The following is a 17,633-nucleotide window of genomic DNA, read 5'->3' on the forward strand; positions in this document are numbered from 1 at the left end:
TTCGGGCGGTTAGCTCAGCGGTAGAGCACTACCTTGACATGGTAGGGGTCACAGGTTCGAACCCTGTACCGCCCACCACTTCAAGTCCAGAAAGCAAGGGCTTGAGTGGGTAAGAGACTGGTAGCAGCAGCTGCCATTGACTTGGACGTGAGCGACTCAGAGGCTGGTGCAGCTCAGGTAGGCCTTCTGCCAAGTCCTAGACATTCAACCCACTTCCTTCTTCGCCTCGTCAAAATACGTCGAATCGAACGCGTGTAACTGTGGGTGTTGTCTGCTGCGTGACGACCTGGAAAGCCCGACATTTCCCGCGCAGGTGCACCGCATGGCGCAGCCGTATCTCGATGATGGGGCGGAAAGCCTCTGGTATGAACCATGCTGTTGCCAGTGCGGCGTAATCTTCGCCGAGCGCCCCCATTCGATTGCCGCCGTGCAACCTGCCAGTTCGCGATCTAGCTCGATCGCGTGCCGCGCATGAGGTGGTCGTCCACTGCTGATAGCGCTGAAACGGCCGGTCGATGCTTGTTTGGCCGCAGCCGACCCGGCAGAAAGGTCGGATCAGGTTCGCCAGCTTGGGTCCTGAAGCGAGGCGGGTTGGCTTGTGCGGTCATGCGTGGCGCCGAAACCGCTTTCTCCGTCACACGTCTTGCTTTAGCATCGCCTCCGCGCTGACGGAAAGGAAGGCTGGCGATGGACGAGTATCAGCACACCGTGCTGACCAGGGGTAGGTACCGCATCGTGGCGATTACGCGCGACGAGGTGTATGCACCCGATGCGGTGGTGGCGTATGCGGTCGTGACCGATGCGGGAACGCGAATAACGCCGGATCTTTCTTTGGATCAAGCCAATGTATGGATCGACTCGCTCGTCGAAAGTGAGAGCGGGGGCCGCAAGACGGACCTGATCGACCACAAGCCTGTCGTCCGTCGCTAGAACGCCGTCCAGATACAAGCCTAGGGAGAAGGGCGCATGTCCAAAGCCAAAATAATCGCGATCGCCACTGCGGTGGCGGTGCTCGCCGGATATCTGCTGTCCGGCTATGTGACCCTGCTGCTGCTGCGGCTCGATACAAGCCTGTACAGCTGGGACACCTATTACCGCTACTACAGCGCGTTGGGGTTGCCGCAAGTTGCTGCCTATGCCACCAAGATCAAGATGTCTGGTGTCATCGGCTTCGGTTTTCCGGCTCTCGTTTGGGTCATCGGCATCGCCCTGATTCTCAAGCCCAAGGCGCCCGCGCTGCACGGCGATGCGCGCTTCGCCGGGGCTGCCGATCTTGCCAAGCACGGGCTCTTCAAGCCGAGTGGGAACGGCATCGTCGTCGGCAAATTCAATGGCAAGCTGGTGCGTCTGAGCGGGCAGCAATTCGTGATCCTCGCCGCGCCAACGCGCTCGGGCAAGGGTGTGGGTGTGGTCATCCCGAACCTGCTTGAGTACCAGGAATCGATCGTTGTGCTGGACATCAAGCAGGAAAACTTCGATCTGACCAGCGGCTGGCGTGCCAGCCAGGGGCAAGAGGTCTTTCTGTTTAACCCGTTTGCCGAAGACCGGCGCACGCATCGCTGGAATCCGCTGACTTACGTGTCGAACGATCCGGCGTTTCGCGTCTCGGATCTGATGAGCATTTCCGCCATGCTTTACCCGGATGGATCGGACGACCAAAAATTCTGGGTCAGCCAGGCGCGCAATGCGTTCTTGGCCTTTGCCCTGTACTTGTTCGAGAATCAGGACGAAGAGCTTGCTCTCGGCTTTCCGGGCGGGGCAGGCGCTCCTACGCTGGGCGGAATCTACCGCCTGTCGTCGGGCGACGGTAGCGACCTCAAGAAGTACTTGAAGTCATTGTCAGAACGCCGGTTTCTCAGCAGCAATGCCAAGTCGGCCTTTTCCAATATGCTGTCCCAGGCGGATGAGACCTTCGCGTCCATCATGGGCACCCTGAAAGAACCGCTCAATGCATGGATCAACCCTGTGCTGGATGCGGCCACCAGCGCCGACGACTTCCTGCTGACGGATCTACGCAAGAAGAAGATGACGATCTACATCGGCATCCAGCCCAACAAGCTGGCCGAAAGCCGTCTGATCATCAATCTGCTCTTCAGTCAGATCATCAACCTCAACACCCGCGAGTTGCCGAAGTCCAACCCAGAACTCAAGTACCAGTGCTTGCTGCTCATGGACGAATTCACCTCGATCGGCAAAGTCGACATCATCGCGACGGCGGTCGCCTACATGGCTGGCTACAACATCCGTCTGTTGCCCATCATCCAGAGCATGGCGCAGCTGGATGCGACATATGGCAAGGACCTGTCGCGCACCATCATCACCAACCACGCCTTGCAGATTCTGTACGCGCCGCGCGAACAGCAGGACGCGAATGACTACTCGGAGATGTTGGGCTACACGACGATCAAGAAGAAAAACATCACCCGGGGCAGGGAGACAACCCGCAGCGTGTCGGAAGAGCGGCGGGCATTGATGTTGCCCCAGGAACTCAAGGCGATGGGCAACGAGAAGGAAGTGTTCCTGTACGAGGGCATCCCGCATCCTGTGAAGTGCGACAAGATCCGCTACTACGAAGATCGGTACTTCACGGCGCGGCTGTTGCCCAAAACAGATGTGAAAACGCTTTCTATCAGAGTGTGATTGTTGTCACAAATTAATGGTGTGCATGTGCTGGTAATTCTTGACTCATGTGCTCGTTAAGGGCAAAGTTACCCAGAATTCTTGCATTGTTGATTTTTTGTTAAGGGGGCGGCGCCGGACGGGGTCGTATAGGAGTAAGGCTATGGATGGTTCTTCGTTGTGTTCATCTTCCTCGTTCGCGCGTATGCGCTGCGCTGCCCCCGCTGTCTGGGCGGGCCAGGCGCGCCTCGTGTGTCCAAACATTTCTACAGGTTCGTCATCGCTTCGCCACCTCTAGGTGTGCGGGGCCGCAGTGCTGTCCTTCGTTAAGCCCGAAATTTCCTGAGTTGGAGAAGTCAGAGTGAATCCGATGTATGTGTCCAAGCTGTCATTGGTGTTGGCGGCCGCCATGTTGGCTGGCGCCTGCGCGACCAAGCCTGCTGCTGACTTTGGTGGGCGCTGGAAGCACGTCAATCATTTTGACGAGGCTCCGACCGAAATTCCTCTTTACACCTCCTACACGTATCAGGCGACGCCGATGGACGGCACGCTGAAGACGATGCTGGAACGTTGGGCGGCGGACTCCAATATGCAGTTGTCTTACAACCTGCCGTCGGACTACACGCTTATCGCACCGGTTTCTAACATCAGCACCACCAGCGTGCAGCAGGCCGCAACTGAGCTCAGCGCAGTGTATGCCGCGCAAGGTGTCTCGGTGTCAGTCTCAGCCAACAAGCTGCTCGTGCAGCCTGTGCCGGTGTCAGCGGGTTCCAAACTCTGAGGGTGCGTCGACCGATGTGATGCACATGTGGCATTGCATTTGCAGGAACGTCCATGCTTCCAAAGTGCCCGCAACCCATCGCGGCAACAGTTTCAGGCCTGACAAGGCCCCACGGTGACGGATCTAGACATGTTGCGTAAGAAGGTTAATGAAAAGGACGGATCTGCCCAGGTAGGCGCGGCCGTCCAGAAGGCGGTCAATTACGAGGTGAGCATCGCTGATCTCGCCCGCCGCAGTGAAAAACGTGCATGGATTGTGGCGACCTTGTCGATGGTGGTGACGGTGATGACAGCGGGCGGTTACTACTACATGCTGCCGCTGAAGGAAAAGGTTCCTTATCTAGTAATGGCGGATGCTTATTCGGGCACCAGCACTATCGCCAAGCTCGAGGCTAACTACGGTGGTCGCACGATCAGCACCAGTGAAGCGCTTGCGCGCAGCAATATTGCGCGATTCATCCTCGCGCGCGAGTCATTCGATGCATCAACCATCGGTGATCGTGATTGGAATACAGTAGCTGCGATGGCTGCTACGAATGTGCTCGGCGAATATCGCTCGCTGCACGCTGGAAATAATCCACAGAGGCCTTTCAATACTTATGGAAGGCTGCGTGCAATTCGCATCAATATCCTCAGTATTACCCTGATCGGCGGCAAGGGGCGGCCATACACTGGTGCGACAGTGCGGTTTCAGCGAAATGTCTACGACAAGGCTTCTACGATGACAACGTTACTGGATAATAAAATTGCCACCATGGGATTTGTTTATCAGGACAATCTTCAGATGAGTGATGCTCTTCGAGTGGAAAATCCTCTTGGTTTTCGTGTCACCGATTATCGCGTGGATAATGATTATTCTGCCTTGCCCGCAGCGCCGTCAGCTATCAGTACGCAGGCGCAAGCCGTCCCCCAGGCTGCATATCAGCAGCAAGTGAATCCAGGCGCGGTTGATCAAAATGCCGCTGGCGTCGTTCCACAAACAGGTGTTCCGATGCAGCAGGTCATGCCGTCGGCTCCGGGTGGCGTGCCAGTACAGCAGTCCGGATATCCTGTGCAGGCACAGCCTGCGAGCCAGCCTCAAGTTCAGCCCACGCAACCTCAAGGGATGCCGAACAATGTCAATGGAGCAAGTGGTCGATGAAACCCTTTAACCCCTACAGGGCGGCATTGGCTTTAGCGCTGCCACTCGCTTTATGTGCATTCCCAGCTGCTGCTCAGGTAGTTCAGGAGTATGAGTATGCGCCTGACAGTATTTATCAAGTTCGCACAGGCTTAGGAATTACTACCCAGATTGAGCTTAGTCCAAATGAGAAGATTTTGGATTACAGCACTGGCTTCACGGGTGGATGGGAGCTGACGCGTCGCGAAAATGTCTTCTACTTGAAGCCAAAAAACGTCGATGTCGATACGAACATGATGATTCGTACAGCCACGCACTCTTACATTTTGGAACTTAAGGTTGTGGCGACCGATTGGCAGCGCTTAGAGCAGGCCAAACAAGCGGGCGTACAATACAAGATTCTTTTTACCTATCCGACAGATACCAGCTTCAATGGTCCAGTAGATGCCGCTGTCGCAAAAGACGGGCCCCAGCTTAATGCGAAAATCCTTAAGGATCGCCGCTATTATTATGATTACGATTATTCTACACGAACGAAAAAATCCTGGTTAATTCCCAGTCGTGTTTATGATGACGGTAAATTCACCTATATAAATATGGATTTAACGCGCTTTCCCACCGGAAATTTCCCAGCAGTCTTTGCTCGCGAAAAAGAACATAGCGAAGATTTTCTGGTTAATACGACTGTTGAGGGGAATACGTTGATTGTCCATGGCACCTATCCATTCCTGGTGGTGCGCCATGGCGATAATGTCATAGGTCTGCGAAGGAATAAGCAAAAGTGAATCCGAACACGCCAAATAACTCCGACGAGCGGGCAAGCGGCAACCGCGACGAACAGTCGCATGCTGCTCAAGATGAGCACAGCAGCAATCCGTATTTTGCGCGTCAAAACGTTGAGGGCGCGCCGGATCTAGACGCAAATGAACCGATTCTCCGATCAAATGACATTAAGCGCCTTAATCGTAAAGCGCTGCTGTTCTTGGCAGGTATCGCCGCGCTGCTAATTGTGGCTATTTTTTGGCTGGTATCGCGAGGTTCTGATAAGGACGAGGTAAAGAAACCTCGCACCGAAACAGTGGTAGCACCAGCATTGCCTCAAAACATGACGGCCCCTGTTGATACGGCCCCCGTTCCGTTGGCCCAGCAGCAATTGAGCCTGCCGCCGATGCCGCCTGTGTCCAACGATGAAGAAGAAGTTAACGTTCCTGTCCAGCGTGAGCGTGGTCCCACCTTGCTAGAGCGTCGTATTCTTGCAGAGCAGGGCGCCGCTCAGGGAGCCAAAAATCAATCAGATGCGAATGATCCGCTTGGAATGCAGCAGTCCCCGCTGACCAAGGACGACCAAATCATGATGGCCAAGCCAATCAGTAATCCTGATGGGCTGCTGGTGCGTGGTACCTACATTCGCTGTGTGCTTGAGACGCGGATTATCTCGGATTTTGACGGTTTCGCGTCGTGCATCATCACTGAGCCGGTGTATTCGATTAACGGTCACAAGTTGCTGTTGCCTAAGGGTTCCAAGGTCTTGGGGCAGTACAAAGCCGACGAGCCAAGCTCTGCTCGGATGGAGGTCGTATGGGATCGTGTCACCACGCCGACCGGCATCGATGTGACGTTAGCGGGTCCTGGTATCGATAACCTTGGTAGCGCAGGGCATCCGGGTCAGTACGATGCGCATTGGGGCAATAAGATCGCATCGGCTCTTTTTATAAGCATGCTGAGCGATGCGTTCAAGTATGCAGCCGCGGAGTATGGTCCGCGGACGACCACGGTCGGTTTGGGTAGCGGTACGATCACCGACCAGCCGTTTGAGAGCAATACAGCCGACAGTATTCAACAGGTCGCTCGTCAAGCTATTCAGAAGTCTGGGCGTCGTCCGGCAACCGTGACCATCAATCAAGGGACTGTCGTATTCGTCTATGTGGCGAAGGACGTCGATTTCACGGCGGTGTTGCCGAAATGAGCGCGACGGGTGCCGTGACGATCGAGGACTCTCCGACTGCTCGGATTTCCAATGATTTTTTGGATTATCAGTATTCGGTGTTGGGGATCCTCGATTATCTGAACTCCCCGGATGTCACGGAGATCTGTATCAATCGGCCGGGCGAGCTGTATCTTGAAACGATACACGGGTGGCAGCGGATGGAGGTTCCATCGCTTACCTTTGATCGTGCTCGCCAGTTCTGCACTGCAGTTGTCAACGAAAGTAATACCGGTCAGCGCATCACCGATGCAGATCCGGTCGTATCGCTGACGTTTCCAACGGGTCAGCGTGCTCAGTTTGTGATCCCTCCTGCCTGTGATGCCGGCAAGGTGTCGATTACGATACGTCTACCTTCCAAGCACACCAAGACCCTTGAGCAGTACAAGCACGATGGCTTCTTCGATCAGGTGCTCGAGCAGGCGTCCGATGTCAGCGATCAGGACCGTGAATTACTGGAACTGCGTCGTAACAAGGAGTACTCGGAATTTTTCAAGAAGTGTGTGCTTTATAAAAAAAATGTCGTTGTCGCTGGTGCTACCGGTAGTGGAAAGACAACGTTTATGAAAGCACTTGTGAACCATATACCCAATGAAGAGCGGCTTGTCACGATCGAAGATGCGCGTGAGCTATTCATCAGTCAGCCAAATTCAGTGCACCTGCTTTACTCAAAAGGGGGGCAGAGCGCAAGTAACGTGACTGCCAAGAGTTGCATGGAGGCATGCCTGCGTATGAAGCCGGATCGCATCATTCTGGCCGAGCTTCGCGGTGATGAATCGTTTTATTTCATTCGTAACTGTGCATCCGGCCATCCGGGTTCGATCACCAGCTGCCACGCTGGCAGCGTCGAGCAAACCTGGGACCAGCTGGCACTGATGGTGAAGGCCTCCAACGAGGGGTCTGGTTTAGAATTCGAGGTCATCAAGCGTCTGTTGCGCATGACCATCGACATCGTCGTGCACATCAAGGCGCATGCTGGCCAACGCTTTATCACCGGGATCGATTTTGATCCTGCGCGAACCTTGCGTGGCGGCTGAAATGCTGTCAACAAGGTTTGCGCTCGAGTTCTAGGAGACTTCGACATGTTGCCTGGTATGGAATTGATGGGCTGTTCTGGACTTGCCGTCCCAGGCGAGGTGATGCAGCACGTCGTGCGCGTGGAGTCGTCGCGTAATCCATACGCCATAGGCGTCGTCGGCGGACGTTTGGTCCGTGAGCCACGCGGCTTGGAGGAAGCGGTGGCGACCGCAAAGATGCTGGAGCAGAAGGGCTACAATTTTTCTCTAGGCCTAGGCCAGGTTAATCGCTACAACCTCGAAAAGTATGGTTTGACTAGTTACGAGATGGCATTCGCCAAGTGCCCCAATCTGGTAGCAGCCTCCAAGATTCTAGCTGAATGTCATTCGCGTTCTGGGGCCAACTGGGGCAAGTCTTTCAGCTGCTACTACTCCGGTAACTTCGAAACTGGCTTTAAGCACGGATATGTCCAGAAGATCTATGCATCCATCCGTCAGTCGGTTGCTGCTTCCGGCGTTCAGCCAATCCCCGTGGTCTCCAATAACCGGCAGATCAGGATACGCACCGAAAGTACGGCCAGTCAGGCAGCTGCAGTGTTGGCGGATGCGATTGTTGCGCGTCGGGTACAAGGTCTGATGCGTGCATCTCCGGACGAAATGTCAGGCCAAGCGAACACGTCTGCTATATCGCCGGCTCCAGTTGCCCAGCCGAGTGTGCAGGCTAGATCGGCTCCGGCGTCCAGCGATCTGTATGTCATTCAAGCGACCGGTCAAGGACGTGGTGTGGCATTGCCAGTAGGGGCTCAACCAGCTACTGCAGCGCCTACTGGTCAAAGTTCTCCCTCAGTTGCCACGCAGCCGCCAAGTCGGCCAGTGGACAGCGCTTTCGTGTTCTAGCAAGGATGTTGTTATGCAATCGGATTGCTACAAGACCCCCCCTGTTCCAAAAGGAGATACAAAATGAAATTTGAAATGAACAATAAGCAGTTGGCTGCTAATGCCAAGATGGTCGGCGCTCAAGCATTGAAAGCATTGGTCTTCACCTCGCTGTTGCTGGTTGCGAGCGGCGCCGGCGCAACTCCGGGTGGTTTGGCCGATACAGATACCAAAGTCTGCGGTTTTCTCGGAAACGTGAATTCATTGCTTACGATGGGCTCTGTCGCTGTCGTCACAATTGCGGTCATCGTCGCGGGCTACCAGATCGCATTTGCGCACAAGCGCATTTCTGAAGTTTCGCCGATTCTTATTGGTGGCGTGCTGATCGGCGCTGCCGGACAGATCGCGAACATGGTCATTGGCGACCGTAACCAGAAATGCGATGGCGACACAGCGATGGCGTTGGTTCAGATGCTTCAGCACTATGCATAAAGACGTGCTTTTCCGTGGGTGCACCAGGCCAGCGATGTTTCTGGGTGTGCCTTATATTCCCTTTTTCATCGGTGCCGGTAGTGGGCTATTGATGGGAATGTACTTCGACCTTTGGTACCTGCTCAGCATTCCCGTCATCATTTTCGGCATGCAGCAGATGGCGAAGCGGGACGAGATGATTTTCAGGTTATTGGGCTTGCGCTGGATGTTCAGGATGCGTGCTCGTAATCTTCAGCGCTATGCCGGGATGTGGGTGTTTACGCCAAACGAGTATCGGAAATCTCCTCCGGGTAAGCGTTAATAGTGTGTAGCGATACTCCACGCCTACCCCATGCACCCGTGCATGGGGTAGGTGCTTATTACGATCACCGGGGCACAGCCCTTCTACCTTGGTAAGACCATGTTTAACCCAGATACGCCGATTAGCGAGTTCGTTTCCGTTTCGAGCCATGTGGCTCCGTCGGTTCTCAAGACCACGGGGGGCGATTACCTGTTGATTTGGCATCTGGCTGGGTTGCCGTTTGTTGGCCGGGACGAGTTCGAACTTTCCCAACGCCACAACACCTTCAATCGTCTGCTGCAGACCTTGCGTGCGCCAGACTTTGCCAATGTCGCTTTTTGGGTCCACGACGTCCGGCGTCGTCGCAAGATCCGTACGGACACTCGTTTCAAGCAGGCATTTAATCAAGGTCTGTCTGACGATTACTATGCCGCGCTGTCGGCACAGAAGATCATGCAAAACGAGTTGTACTTCTCCATGCTATATCGCCCGGTTGTCACAGGGCGACGTTTGGTAGAGAAGTCTTCCGACCCAGATAAGATTCGTGCCGAAGAAGAACAGTCGGTCGCAAAGGTGATCGAGCTCGCTACGAATGTCGAAGCTGTGTTGAAAGATTACTCGCCTTACAGGCTGGGGATGTACGAAGCCAAAAATGGCATTATCTTCTCGGAAACGCTTGAATTCTTGGGTTATCTACTCAATCGGATCGATGAGCCGGTGCCGGTTCTGCAGGCGCCGGCACACGCTTACCTTCCGGTTAGCAAACACATGTTTGCCAATAAAACCGGTGACTTTATCATTCGTACACCGGACGGTATTAATCACTTTGGTGCGATCCTTAATATTAAGGAGTACGCGGACGGAACCTATCCGGGCATCCTTAATGGATTGAAGTATCTGGATTTCGAGTATGTTGTTACTCACTCATTCAGTCCGGTCGGTCGTCATGACGCGTTGAAGGTGCTGGAGCGGACCAAGGGCATGATGGTGTCATCAGGCGACAAGTCTTCTAGCCAGATTCGCGATCTGGATGTCGCCATGGACGATGTAGCGTCGGGCAACTTCGTGTTGGGTGAGTATCATTTCACCATGGCTGTCTACGCTGACAGTCAGGAAAAACTAGCTCGACAGATCGCGACGACCCGTGCGGAGCTCTCCAACGCAGGATTCGTTTCTGCCAAGGAGGATCTGGCAATTGCTTCGTCCTTCTATGCACAGCTCCCCGGCAACTGGCGCTTCCGTACCCGTATCGCGAATCTGAGCTCGCTCAATTTTTTGGGCCTGTCTCCGCTGCACAACTTCGCCCAAGGCAAACAGCACAACAATCCCTGGGGCGACTGTGTCACCACGCTGCAGACCACCAACGGGCAGCCGTATTACTTCAATTTCCATGCAACTCACCCGGCCGAGAATTCGCTGGGAGAGAAGGCGATCGCCAATACGATGGTAATCGGTAAGTCTGGTACCGGTAAGACAGCACTGATTAACTTTCTGTTGAGCCAGGTGCAAAAGTTCGATCCGATTCCGACAATCTTCTTTTTCGACAAAGATCGTGGGGCTGAAATCTTTGTGCGCGCTTGCGGCGGCAACTATCTGGCATTAGAAAACGGGGCGCCGACCGGTTTTAACCCCTTCCAGTGCGAGCGCAATGAGGCCAATACGCAGTTTCTGGCTGAATTGATCAAGGTTCTGGGCGGAAAGGCTGAATACAGCTCACGCGAAGAAGAGGATATCTATCGCGCGGTTGAAGGTATGCTGGATACTCCGATACATCTGCGTAGTATGAGCAACTTCCGTAAGAGCTTGCCTAACATGGGCGACGACGGGCTCTATGCTCGTCTGCGCCGCTGGACCGCCGGCAATTCACTGGGGTGGGTGTTCGATAACCCGGTGGACACCATCGATCTGACGCGCGCTTCAATCATCGGTTTCGACTACACCGACGTGATCGATAATGCCGAAGTGCGCGTTCCGGTGATCAATTATTTGTTGCACCGCTTGGAAGCGCTGATCGACGGACGTCCGTTGATCTACGTGATGGATGAGTTCTGGAAGATACTGGACGGAAAAGGGGGGCTGAAGGAATTTGCCAAGAATAAACAGAAGACCATCCGTAAGCAGAATGGTCTGGGTATCTTCGCCACGCAAAGCCCTGAAGATGCTCTGGCCAGCGACATTGCTGCAGCGCTGATCGAGCAGACCGCTACTATGATCCTGCTTCCTAATCCAAGTGCCAGCCGCGACGACTACATGGAAGGACTCAAGCTCACAGACGCTGAGTACCAGGTTGTGGTTTCACTGGATGAGCGTTCGCGCTGCTTCCTAGTCAAGCAGGGCCACGCCTCGGCAGTGTGCCAACTCAACCTGCGTGGCATGGATGACGCGTTGTCGGTGATCTCATCGTCGACCGACAATATTGAAATCATGCATCAGATTTTGTCACGCAAGGCTGGGCAACTGGGAGTTACTGTCGATCAGCTTACCCCGGAGCAATGGTTGGAGGATTTCTATGCCAATCGAAAAGGCTCTGGAAAGCGTAAGTCTGCGAAGTCGGAGATTGAAGATGCATGATTTCGACTCAATCAGTCACTATGGAAATGGATTTCTATCACTCATCTAGTGTTTGCGCTGATATTGGTCTTTGGTTCGCTGAAGACTTATTAGTTGCCTGAGTCATTCCTTTGAGCCCTAGGCAGGATTGAACGAGCGGTTGTTTGGCGGTCTCGGTGTAGGGGGCGCAGTGGTATGGGTACAGGGTTGTTGCGTAAGAGTATCGCTTCCTACACAAGGTTCTATGCGAACTTCGACAGATTTAATTGTTGTTTCCGAGAATTTCCAGTAATGATTCTTTGATTTACCTCCCGATGCTGTTCGTGCCTGATGTGTCGGCCAACTAAGAATCCGTAGAGTTGGTTTAGGAACTTTCAGCTCGATATGAGATGAATACGTATGCACCTGCACGTCCACAAGGTGTTACGCGGCTACGCTAACAGCCTTAGCTGGGTGCTCATTCTGGCGCTCGCATTGGCCCGGGAGGGGCGTACATGTCGCAAACACCATGGTGGCGCGGGGCCGTCATCTATCAGATCTATCCGCGCAGTTTTCTCGATTCCAATGGCGATGGGGTCGGTGATTTGCCTGGCATCATCGCCAAGCTCGACTACATTGCCGGGTTGGGCGTGGATGCGATCTGGATCTCGCCGTTCTTCAAGTCGCCGATGGCCGATTTTGGTTACGACATCGCGGACTATCGCGCGGTGGATCCCTTGTTCGGGACGCTGGACGATTTCGATCGGTTGCTCGACAAGGCGCATGGGCTTGGCTTGAAGGTGATGATCGACCAGGTGCTGAGCCATACATCGATCGCGCACGCGTGGTTCCAGGAGAGCCGTCAGGACAGGACCAATCCGAAGGCCGATTGGTATGTGTGGGCCGATCCGCGCGAGGATGGGACTCCGCCGAATAACTGGTTGTCATTGTTCGGTGGCGTGGCGTGGCAGTGGGAGCCGCGGCGCGAGCAGTACTACTTGCACAACTTCCTGGTGGACCAGCCCGACCTGAATTTCCATAGTGCAGAGGTGCAGCAGGCGACCTTGGACAACGTGCGTTTCTGGCTGGATTGGGGCGTGGATGGCTTCCGGCTGGATGCGATCAACTTCTGTTTCCATGATGCGCAGCTGCGCGACAATCCGGCCAAGCCAGCGGACAAGCGAGTAGGGCGGGGATTCAGTGCGGACAATCCGTACGCGTATCAGTACCACTACTTCAACAATACGCAGCCGGAGAACCTGCCTTTCCTGGAGCGCTTGCGTGCGCTGCTGGATCGCTACCCGAACGCGGTGAGCCTGGGCGAGATATCGTCTGAGGATTCGCTGGCGACCACCGCCGAGTACACCGCCCAGGGTCGCCTGCATATGGGCTACAGCTTCGAGCTGTTGGTGCAGGACTATAGCGCCGCGTATATCCGTGAGACGGTGAGCCGGCTCGAGGCCACCATGTTGGAAGGGTGGCCGTGCTGGGCGATTTCCAACCACGATGTGGTGCGCGCGGTAACGCGTTGGGGCGGCGAACATGCGTCGCCGGCGTTTGCGCGGATGGTGGTGGCGCTGCTGTGTTCGCTGCGTGGGTCGATCTGCCTGTATCAGGGCGAGGAGCTAGGTCTGGGCGAAGCGGACGTGGCATTCGAGGACCTGCAGGACCCGTATGGCATTACGTTCTGGCCGACCTTCAAGGGCCGCGATGGCTGCCGTACGCCGATGCCATGGACCGACGCGCCATCTGCTGGATTCACCAGTGGCAAGCCGTGGTTGCCGCTGGCGGAGCCGCATCGTACCGCTGCGGTGAGTGTGCAGCAGGACAATGCGCATTCTGTGTTGAGCGCAGTACGTGCGTTTCTTGCTTGGCGCAAGGAAATGCCGGCGTTGCGTGAGGGATCCATCGCTTTCTACGACACGGCCGAGCCTGTGCTGATGTTTCGGCGCGAGCATGCGGGTCAGGTCATGCTGTTGGCATTCAATCTGTCCGCCGATCCTGCTGACATGGCATTACCTGCCGGCGAGTGGGAGCAGGTCGATGTTCCTGGTGTTGAACGTGGGGCGATCGAGGGCGGACACATCAGGTTGGCCGGGCATGCGGTTGTTGCTGCGGTAGGTCGTGGCTGAGTACGACTAGCTGCAACTTCCACGCGTGAGCTTGAGATGGCTTTGAAAAGCGGTGCGGCATTCTTTGCGATGTCGCTCCATTTTTTTAGCCGGCTGATCGTCCCGCGTACTGGATCGTTGATAAGCCCTGGCGTTGCAGGCCTTCTGACTAGTGAGTGGCAGGGTGTCATCAGGAGCGCATAAATTTTGATGCGTCTTCCGGTCTGTTAGCTGGCTTGGCCAGCATGCGGCGTTATAGCTAGCGGCGACTCGCCGCAAGGCTTCTTTAAACAGCCTGCTGCATTTGTGAGTGGTTCGCTAAGCGCATATGCGCGGCGTGCAGCCCGAAAGTCGGTCTTATGCCGCGTAACTTAGGACCTGTGGCCTGTGGCCTGTGGCCTGTGGCAGGAAAGGATGTGCTGCAAGTTGTCTTGCGCGATCTCGTTAGGTTGGACTTCGTGGTGAAGATCTCAAAAGAAGACCCGCCGGCTTGATGTCGGCGGGTCTTTTTTATGCAGGGGGCGCAATGGAAATGTCGTTTTGGCGCTATGCGTTTCTTGCTTTTATTGGAGCTTACTTCGTCGGAAGTAATATCGATTTTGTAGCATTGATGCCTGGGCTTTAGGGAAGGAAGGAGCCGTACCCTCACCCCAACCCCTCCCCCTGTGGGAGAGGGGCCTATCTTGCTGCTCTTGATCGCTGCGGCTTCGAGCGTGTCGTTCGCCTTCCGCTGTGGAAGGCGAACCTGGGGTATGACGCTCCCCGACGTTTCGGAAGCGACTCAGGCGTCTTGCATCAAGAACGTGGTAATACCAGCCACTCAGAACTTGTAGTTCACGCCCAGCACAAAGGTGCGGCCCCATTCGATGTATTCGAGCGGGCGGTCCTTGGTTTCTGCGTAGGTGCGGTACGGCGAGTTGCTGAGGTTGCTGGCTTGCAGCAGCAGGGTGAGGCCATCGAGGGTGCTGCCTTCGGCGAAGTTGTAGCTGATCTGCGCGTCGGTAATGTTTTCGCCGACGACGTAGCGCAGGGTGCGGTTGCCGTTGAAATTGCCGATCTCGCCGATGAAATCCGAGCGGCGACGCTGGCTGACGCGTGCTTCGAAGCCCTTGTGCTCGTAATACGCGGTGAGGTTGTAGACGCGCTCGGACAAGCCGGGCAGGCTGATTTCACCATCACCGACGCTGGAGGCGCTTTCCGGGTCGCGGATCTTGACGTCGCTGTCGTTGAAGGTGGCGCTGGCCTGGATGCCGAAGCCCTCCAGCGGGGCGAACAGCAGATCCAGCGGCAGCGATGCAGTGAGCTCGACGCCGCGCAGCGTGCCGCCCTTACCATTGAATGGTGCACTGAAGGTGCCGGTGGTGAGTACCGGTGCCGAGCCCGGTGGAGGCACGTAGCCGGCAACCAGTGCGGAGAAATCGTAGTTGTCGCGGCTCTGGGTGTAGATGTAGCTCTTCAGGTCCTTGTAGAAGAAGGCAGCCGCGACATACGCGCGCTCGGCGAAATATTTTTCGTACGAGAGGTCGATGGCGTTGGCGCGCCATGGGTCGAGCATCGGGTTGCCGCCGCTGGCGCCGGGCCGGCCGGTCGAGGTGTCCACGCCAAACTCCAGCGAGGCACGCAGTTGGTCCACGCGTGGGCGCGCCACCTGCTTGGCCATCGCAAAGCGCAGCGTCTGCTCGTACGGGAACTGGAAAGCCAGGTTCAGGCTGGGCAGCCAGTCACGGTACTTCTTGCCATCGTCGATGGGCCGCACTTCGCTGCCAGGCGGCTGCGAAGCATCCCAGTAATTGGCCTGCGAGGATTGATCGGCGCTCTGCAACTGCACGCCGATATTGCCGCGCACACCGACCTCGCCCCATTCGGTATCGATGTTGGCGCGCAGCCAGGCGGTGGTGATCTTCTCTTCGACCGTCCAGGCCTTTGAGACCAGGAACGAGGCGTCGTCGCTGGGATTGAACAGCATGTAGCGCGAGACCGCGGCCGGCACATTCCACGCGGGCAGGGAGCCGAGACCGGCAAAGCCGAGATTGACCGGTGCGTATTGGAGATCCGCTGCTACCGTGGCCTCGCCCTGCGCGCCTAACGTGATGTTGCCTTCGGGCTGGGTCTTCTGCTTTTCGCGGTTGGCGTAGTTGACGCCGACATCCAGATCCGAGAACCAGCTTAGCGCTTCGGGCATTGGGAAGCTGGCCTGCAGACGTGCGCCCTTGAGCACATCTTCCACACGCGGCACCTTGCCGTAACCGGAGCCGTAAATGGTGTTGGTGAGGAACAGCTCACCCGGATCGGAATAATTCATGCCCGGCGCCAGCTGCGAGAAGCCGTTGCCGACGACCGACACGCCAACGGTGTCCAACTGTGGCATGGGGGCACGCTGGAGATTGTTCTCCAGGTTCAATTCGTCGCGAGTGGCCTTGGAGTAGTTCAGGTCGGCGATGATCTTGACCGCGCCGGCGGTGATTTCGTTGTTCCAGCCGAACGCTTCGATCTTGTCTTCGCGCTTGTTGTACATGCCGCGCACCAGCGGGTAGACGCCGCTGGCGGTGCCGCCGATGAAGCTGTTGTTGTCGTTGACGCGCACGTCGGTGATGTTCAGGCCCGGCGTGTAGCCGCCGTTGTAGTTGCTCAGGTTGAGCTCGAACTGGTTGGCCGTGTCGATCTGCTCGGCTTTGGTGTGGAAGGCGTCGAGCGTGCTGGTCCAGGCGTTGGACGGGCGATATTGCAGCGTGGCCATGACGCCATCGCGCTTCTGATTACCGGTGCGGCGCAGCGCCTTGATACCGTCGGAGAAATACACGCCGTCGGCCACGCCGGGGCGTTGACGCTGTGCGTCGACCTGCTGCCACGGCTCGTACAGGCCCACCTGGTTTTCCTGGATCGGCATGTCGGTGTGGGCGTAGCCGATGGTCAGGCCGATGGTGCGGTCGGCGAACTGGTCGATGTAACTGACGTTGAAGCGGTTGCCGTAAGGGTCGACGTTGGCAGCCTTGCCCAGCGAGTTGCGCTGATAGCGGCCACCGATGGCGATCACCCGCTCGTTGTAGCTCAGCGGGCGCGCGGTCTGCATGTCGACGGTGCCCGACAGGCCCTGGCCAACCAAACCAGCGTCAGGGGTCTTGTAGACGGTGACGCCGCTGACCAGCTCGGACGGATACTGGTCGAATTCCACGCTGCGGTTATCGCCGGTGCTGACCACTTCGCGGCCATTGAGCAGGGTGGTGGAGAAGTCCGGCGACAGGCCGCGTACGCTGATGACTTGCGCGCGACCGGCCACCCGCTGCGCGGCCAGGCCAGGCAGGCGCGCGAGCGATTCGGCGATGCTGACGTCGGGCAGGCGGCCGATGTCTTCGGCCGAAATGGCTTCCACGATCGAGGTGGAGTCGCGTTTGACCGAGATGGCGCCTTCGATCGCGCGCCGCAGGCCGGTGACCTGGACCTTGTCCAACTCGGTGACTGCGCCGTTCTGTTGATTGGATGCGGTTTGTTCGGTGGCGGTGGCTTGTGCAGGCGTTGCCGACTGCGCGGCAGCCAGCGTCGGTGCCATGGCAACGGCCAGGGCGATACTCAGCGCAGAGCGCTTGTGCTTCAACATTTTCCCCTCCCAGGTACATGTTGTTCTTTGATTTTTTGATCCGGCAGACGCCTGGATGTCATGCGTCGCGCGCCCGGACGGACGTCACGACTGCAACGTATGGTAGACACCGCACCCGCATGCAAACGGGTGCTGCATACGTATTCAACCCGCACAACCGCAATGAAATCGATTCCACGCAAGGCATCCAGCGTATGAAGCTGCTGCCACAGATCACGCATGGGCGCGATG

The 17,633-nt window shown here is 56.4% G+C and carries 13 protein-coding genes and 1 tRNA gene; 13 read left to right on the forward strand and 1 reads right to left on the reverse strand.

Features of this window, described 5'->3' with window-relative positions:
• Positions 1-3 precede the first annotated feature (3 nt).
• From ABQZ00_RS06595 to ABQZ00_RS06655, 13 genes are all read left to right on the forward strand, one after another.
• Positions 4-78, forward strand: a tRNA-Val gene (locus ABQZ00_RS06595).
• A 609-nt stretch (positions 79-687) separates the two neighbouring features.
• Entirely contained in the window at positions 688-930 is a 243-nt protein-coding gene (locus ABQZ00_RS06600; protein ID WP_323537288.1) for a hypothetical protein, read from the forward strand.
• Between the two features lie 36 nt (positions 931-966).
• Positions 967-2,640 (forward strand): type IV secretory system conjugative DNA transfer family protein, encoded by a 1,674-nt coding sequence (locus ABQZ00_RS06605; RefSeq protein WP_323537287.1) that lies wholly within the window; start codon positions 967-969, stop codon positions 2,638-2,640.
• Between the two features lie 349 nt (positions 2,641-2,989).
• On the forward strand, positions 2,990-3,400 hold the full coding sequence (locus ABQZ00_RS06610) for a TcpQ domain-containing protein (protein WP_115513310.1): 411 nt from the start codon (positions 2,990-2,992) through the stop codon (positions 3,398-3,400).
• Between the two features lie 129 nt (positions 3,401-3,529).
• Positions 3,530-4,540, forward strand: coding sequence for a VirB8 family type IV secretion system protein (locus tag ABQZ00_RS06615; RefSeq protein ID WP_161961647.1), 1,011 nt, complete (start codon positions 3,530-3,532; stop codon positions 4,538-4,540).
• A complete protein-coding gene (locus tag ABQZ00_RS06620; protein ID WP_115513308.1) occupies positions 4,537-5,304 on the forward strand; it encodes a TrbG/VirB9 family P-type conjugative transfer protein in 768 nt (255 codons plus the stop codon). The genes ABQZ00_RS06615 and ABQZ00_RS06620 overlap by 4 nt, the downstream gene beginning before the upstream one ends.
• Positions 5,301-6,485 carry a TraB/TrbI/VirB10 family type IV secretion system protein gene (locus ABQZ00_RS06625; protein ID WP_161961646.1) on the forward strand — a complete coding sequence of 395 codons (1,185 nt, stop codon included), beginning with the start codon at positions 5,301-5,303 and terminating at the stop codon, positions 6,483-6,485. Before ABQZ00_RS06620 ends, ABQZ00_RS06625 begins: the two co-directional genes overlap by 4 nt.
• Positions 6,482-7,540, forward strand: coding sequence for a P-type DNA transfer ATPase VirB11 (gene virB11 / locus ABQZ00_RS06630; RefSeq protein ID WP_115559036.1), 1,059 nt, complete (start codon positions 6,482-6,484; stop codon positions 7,538-7,540). The genes ABQZ00_RS06625 and virB11 overlap by 4 nt, the downstream gene beginning before the upstream one ends.
• Before the next feature lie 57 nt (positions 7,541-7,597).
• Positions 7,598-8,416, forward strand: a complete 819-nt coding sequence (locus ABQZ00_RS06635) for a lytic transglycosylase domain-containing protein (protein ID WP_323514984.1) — start codon at positions 7,598-7,600, stop codon at positions 8,414-8,416.
• 63 nt (positions 8,417-8,479) lie between these two features.
• Positions 8,480-8,887 carry a TrbC/VirB2 family protein gene (locus ABQZ00_RS06640; RefSeq protein WP_115513305.1) on the forward strand — a complete coding sequence of 136 codons (408 nt, stop codon included), beginning with the start codon at positions 8,480-8,482 and terminating at the stop codon, positions 8,885-8,887.
• The gene (locus ABQZ00_RS06645; RefSeq protein ID WP_115513304.1) at positions 8,880-9,188 is read left to right on the forward strand and encodes a VirB3 family type IV secretion system protein; all 309 of its coding nucleotides are present in this window, start codon (positions 8,880-8,882) and stop codon (positions 9,186-9,188) included. Before ABQZ00_RS06640 ends, ABQZ00_RS06645 begins: the two co-directional genes overlap by 8 nt.
• Before the next feature lie 99 nt (positions 9,189-9,287).
• The gene (locus ABQZ00_RS06650) at positions 9,288-11,738 is read left to right on the forward strand and encodes a VirB4 family type IV secretion/conjugal transfer ATPase (RefSeq protein WP_115514558.1); all 2,451 of its coding nucleotides are present in this window, start codon (positions 9,288-9,290) and stop codon (positions 11,736-11,738) included.
• Positions 11,739-12,211: 473 nt separating this feature from the next.
• Complete coding sequence (locus ABQZ00_RS06655; RefSeq protein WP_323537286.1) at positions 12,212-13,828, forward strand: alpha-glucosidase; 1,617 nt, start codon at positions 12,212-12,214, stop codon at positions 13,826-13,828.
• A 799-nt stretch (positions 13,829-14,627) separates the two neighbouring features.
• Here ABQZ00_RS06655 and ABQZ00_RS06660 read toward each other — a convergent pair.
• Positions 14,628-17,402, reverse strand: a complete 2,775-nt coding sequence (locus tag ABQZ00_RS06660) for a TonB-dependent receptor (protein WP_323521164.1) — start codon at positions 17,400-17,402, stop codon at positions 14,628-14,630.
• Positions 17,403-17,633 lie beyond the last annotated feature (231 nt).

Source organism: Xanthomonas sp. WHRI 10204 (genome assembly GCF_040202875.1).
Lineage (GTDB): Bacteria > Pseudomonadota > Gammaproteobacteria > Xanthomonadales > Xanthomonadaceae > Xanthomonas.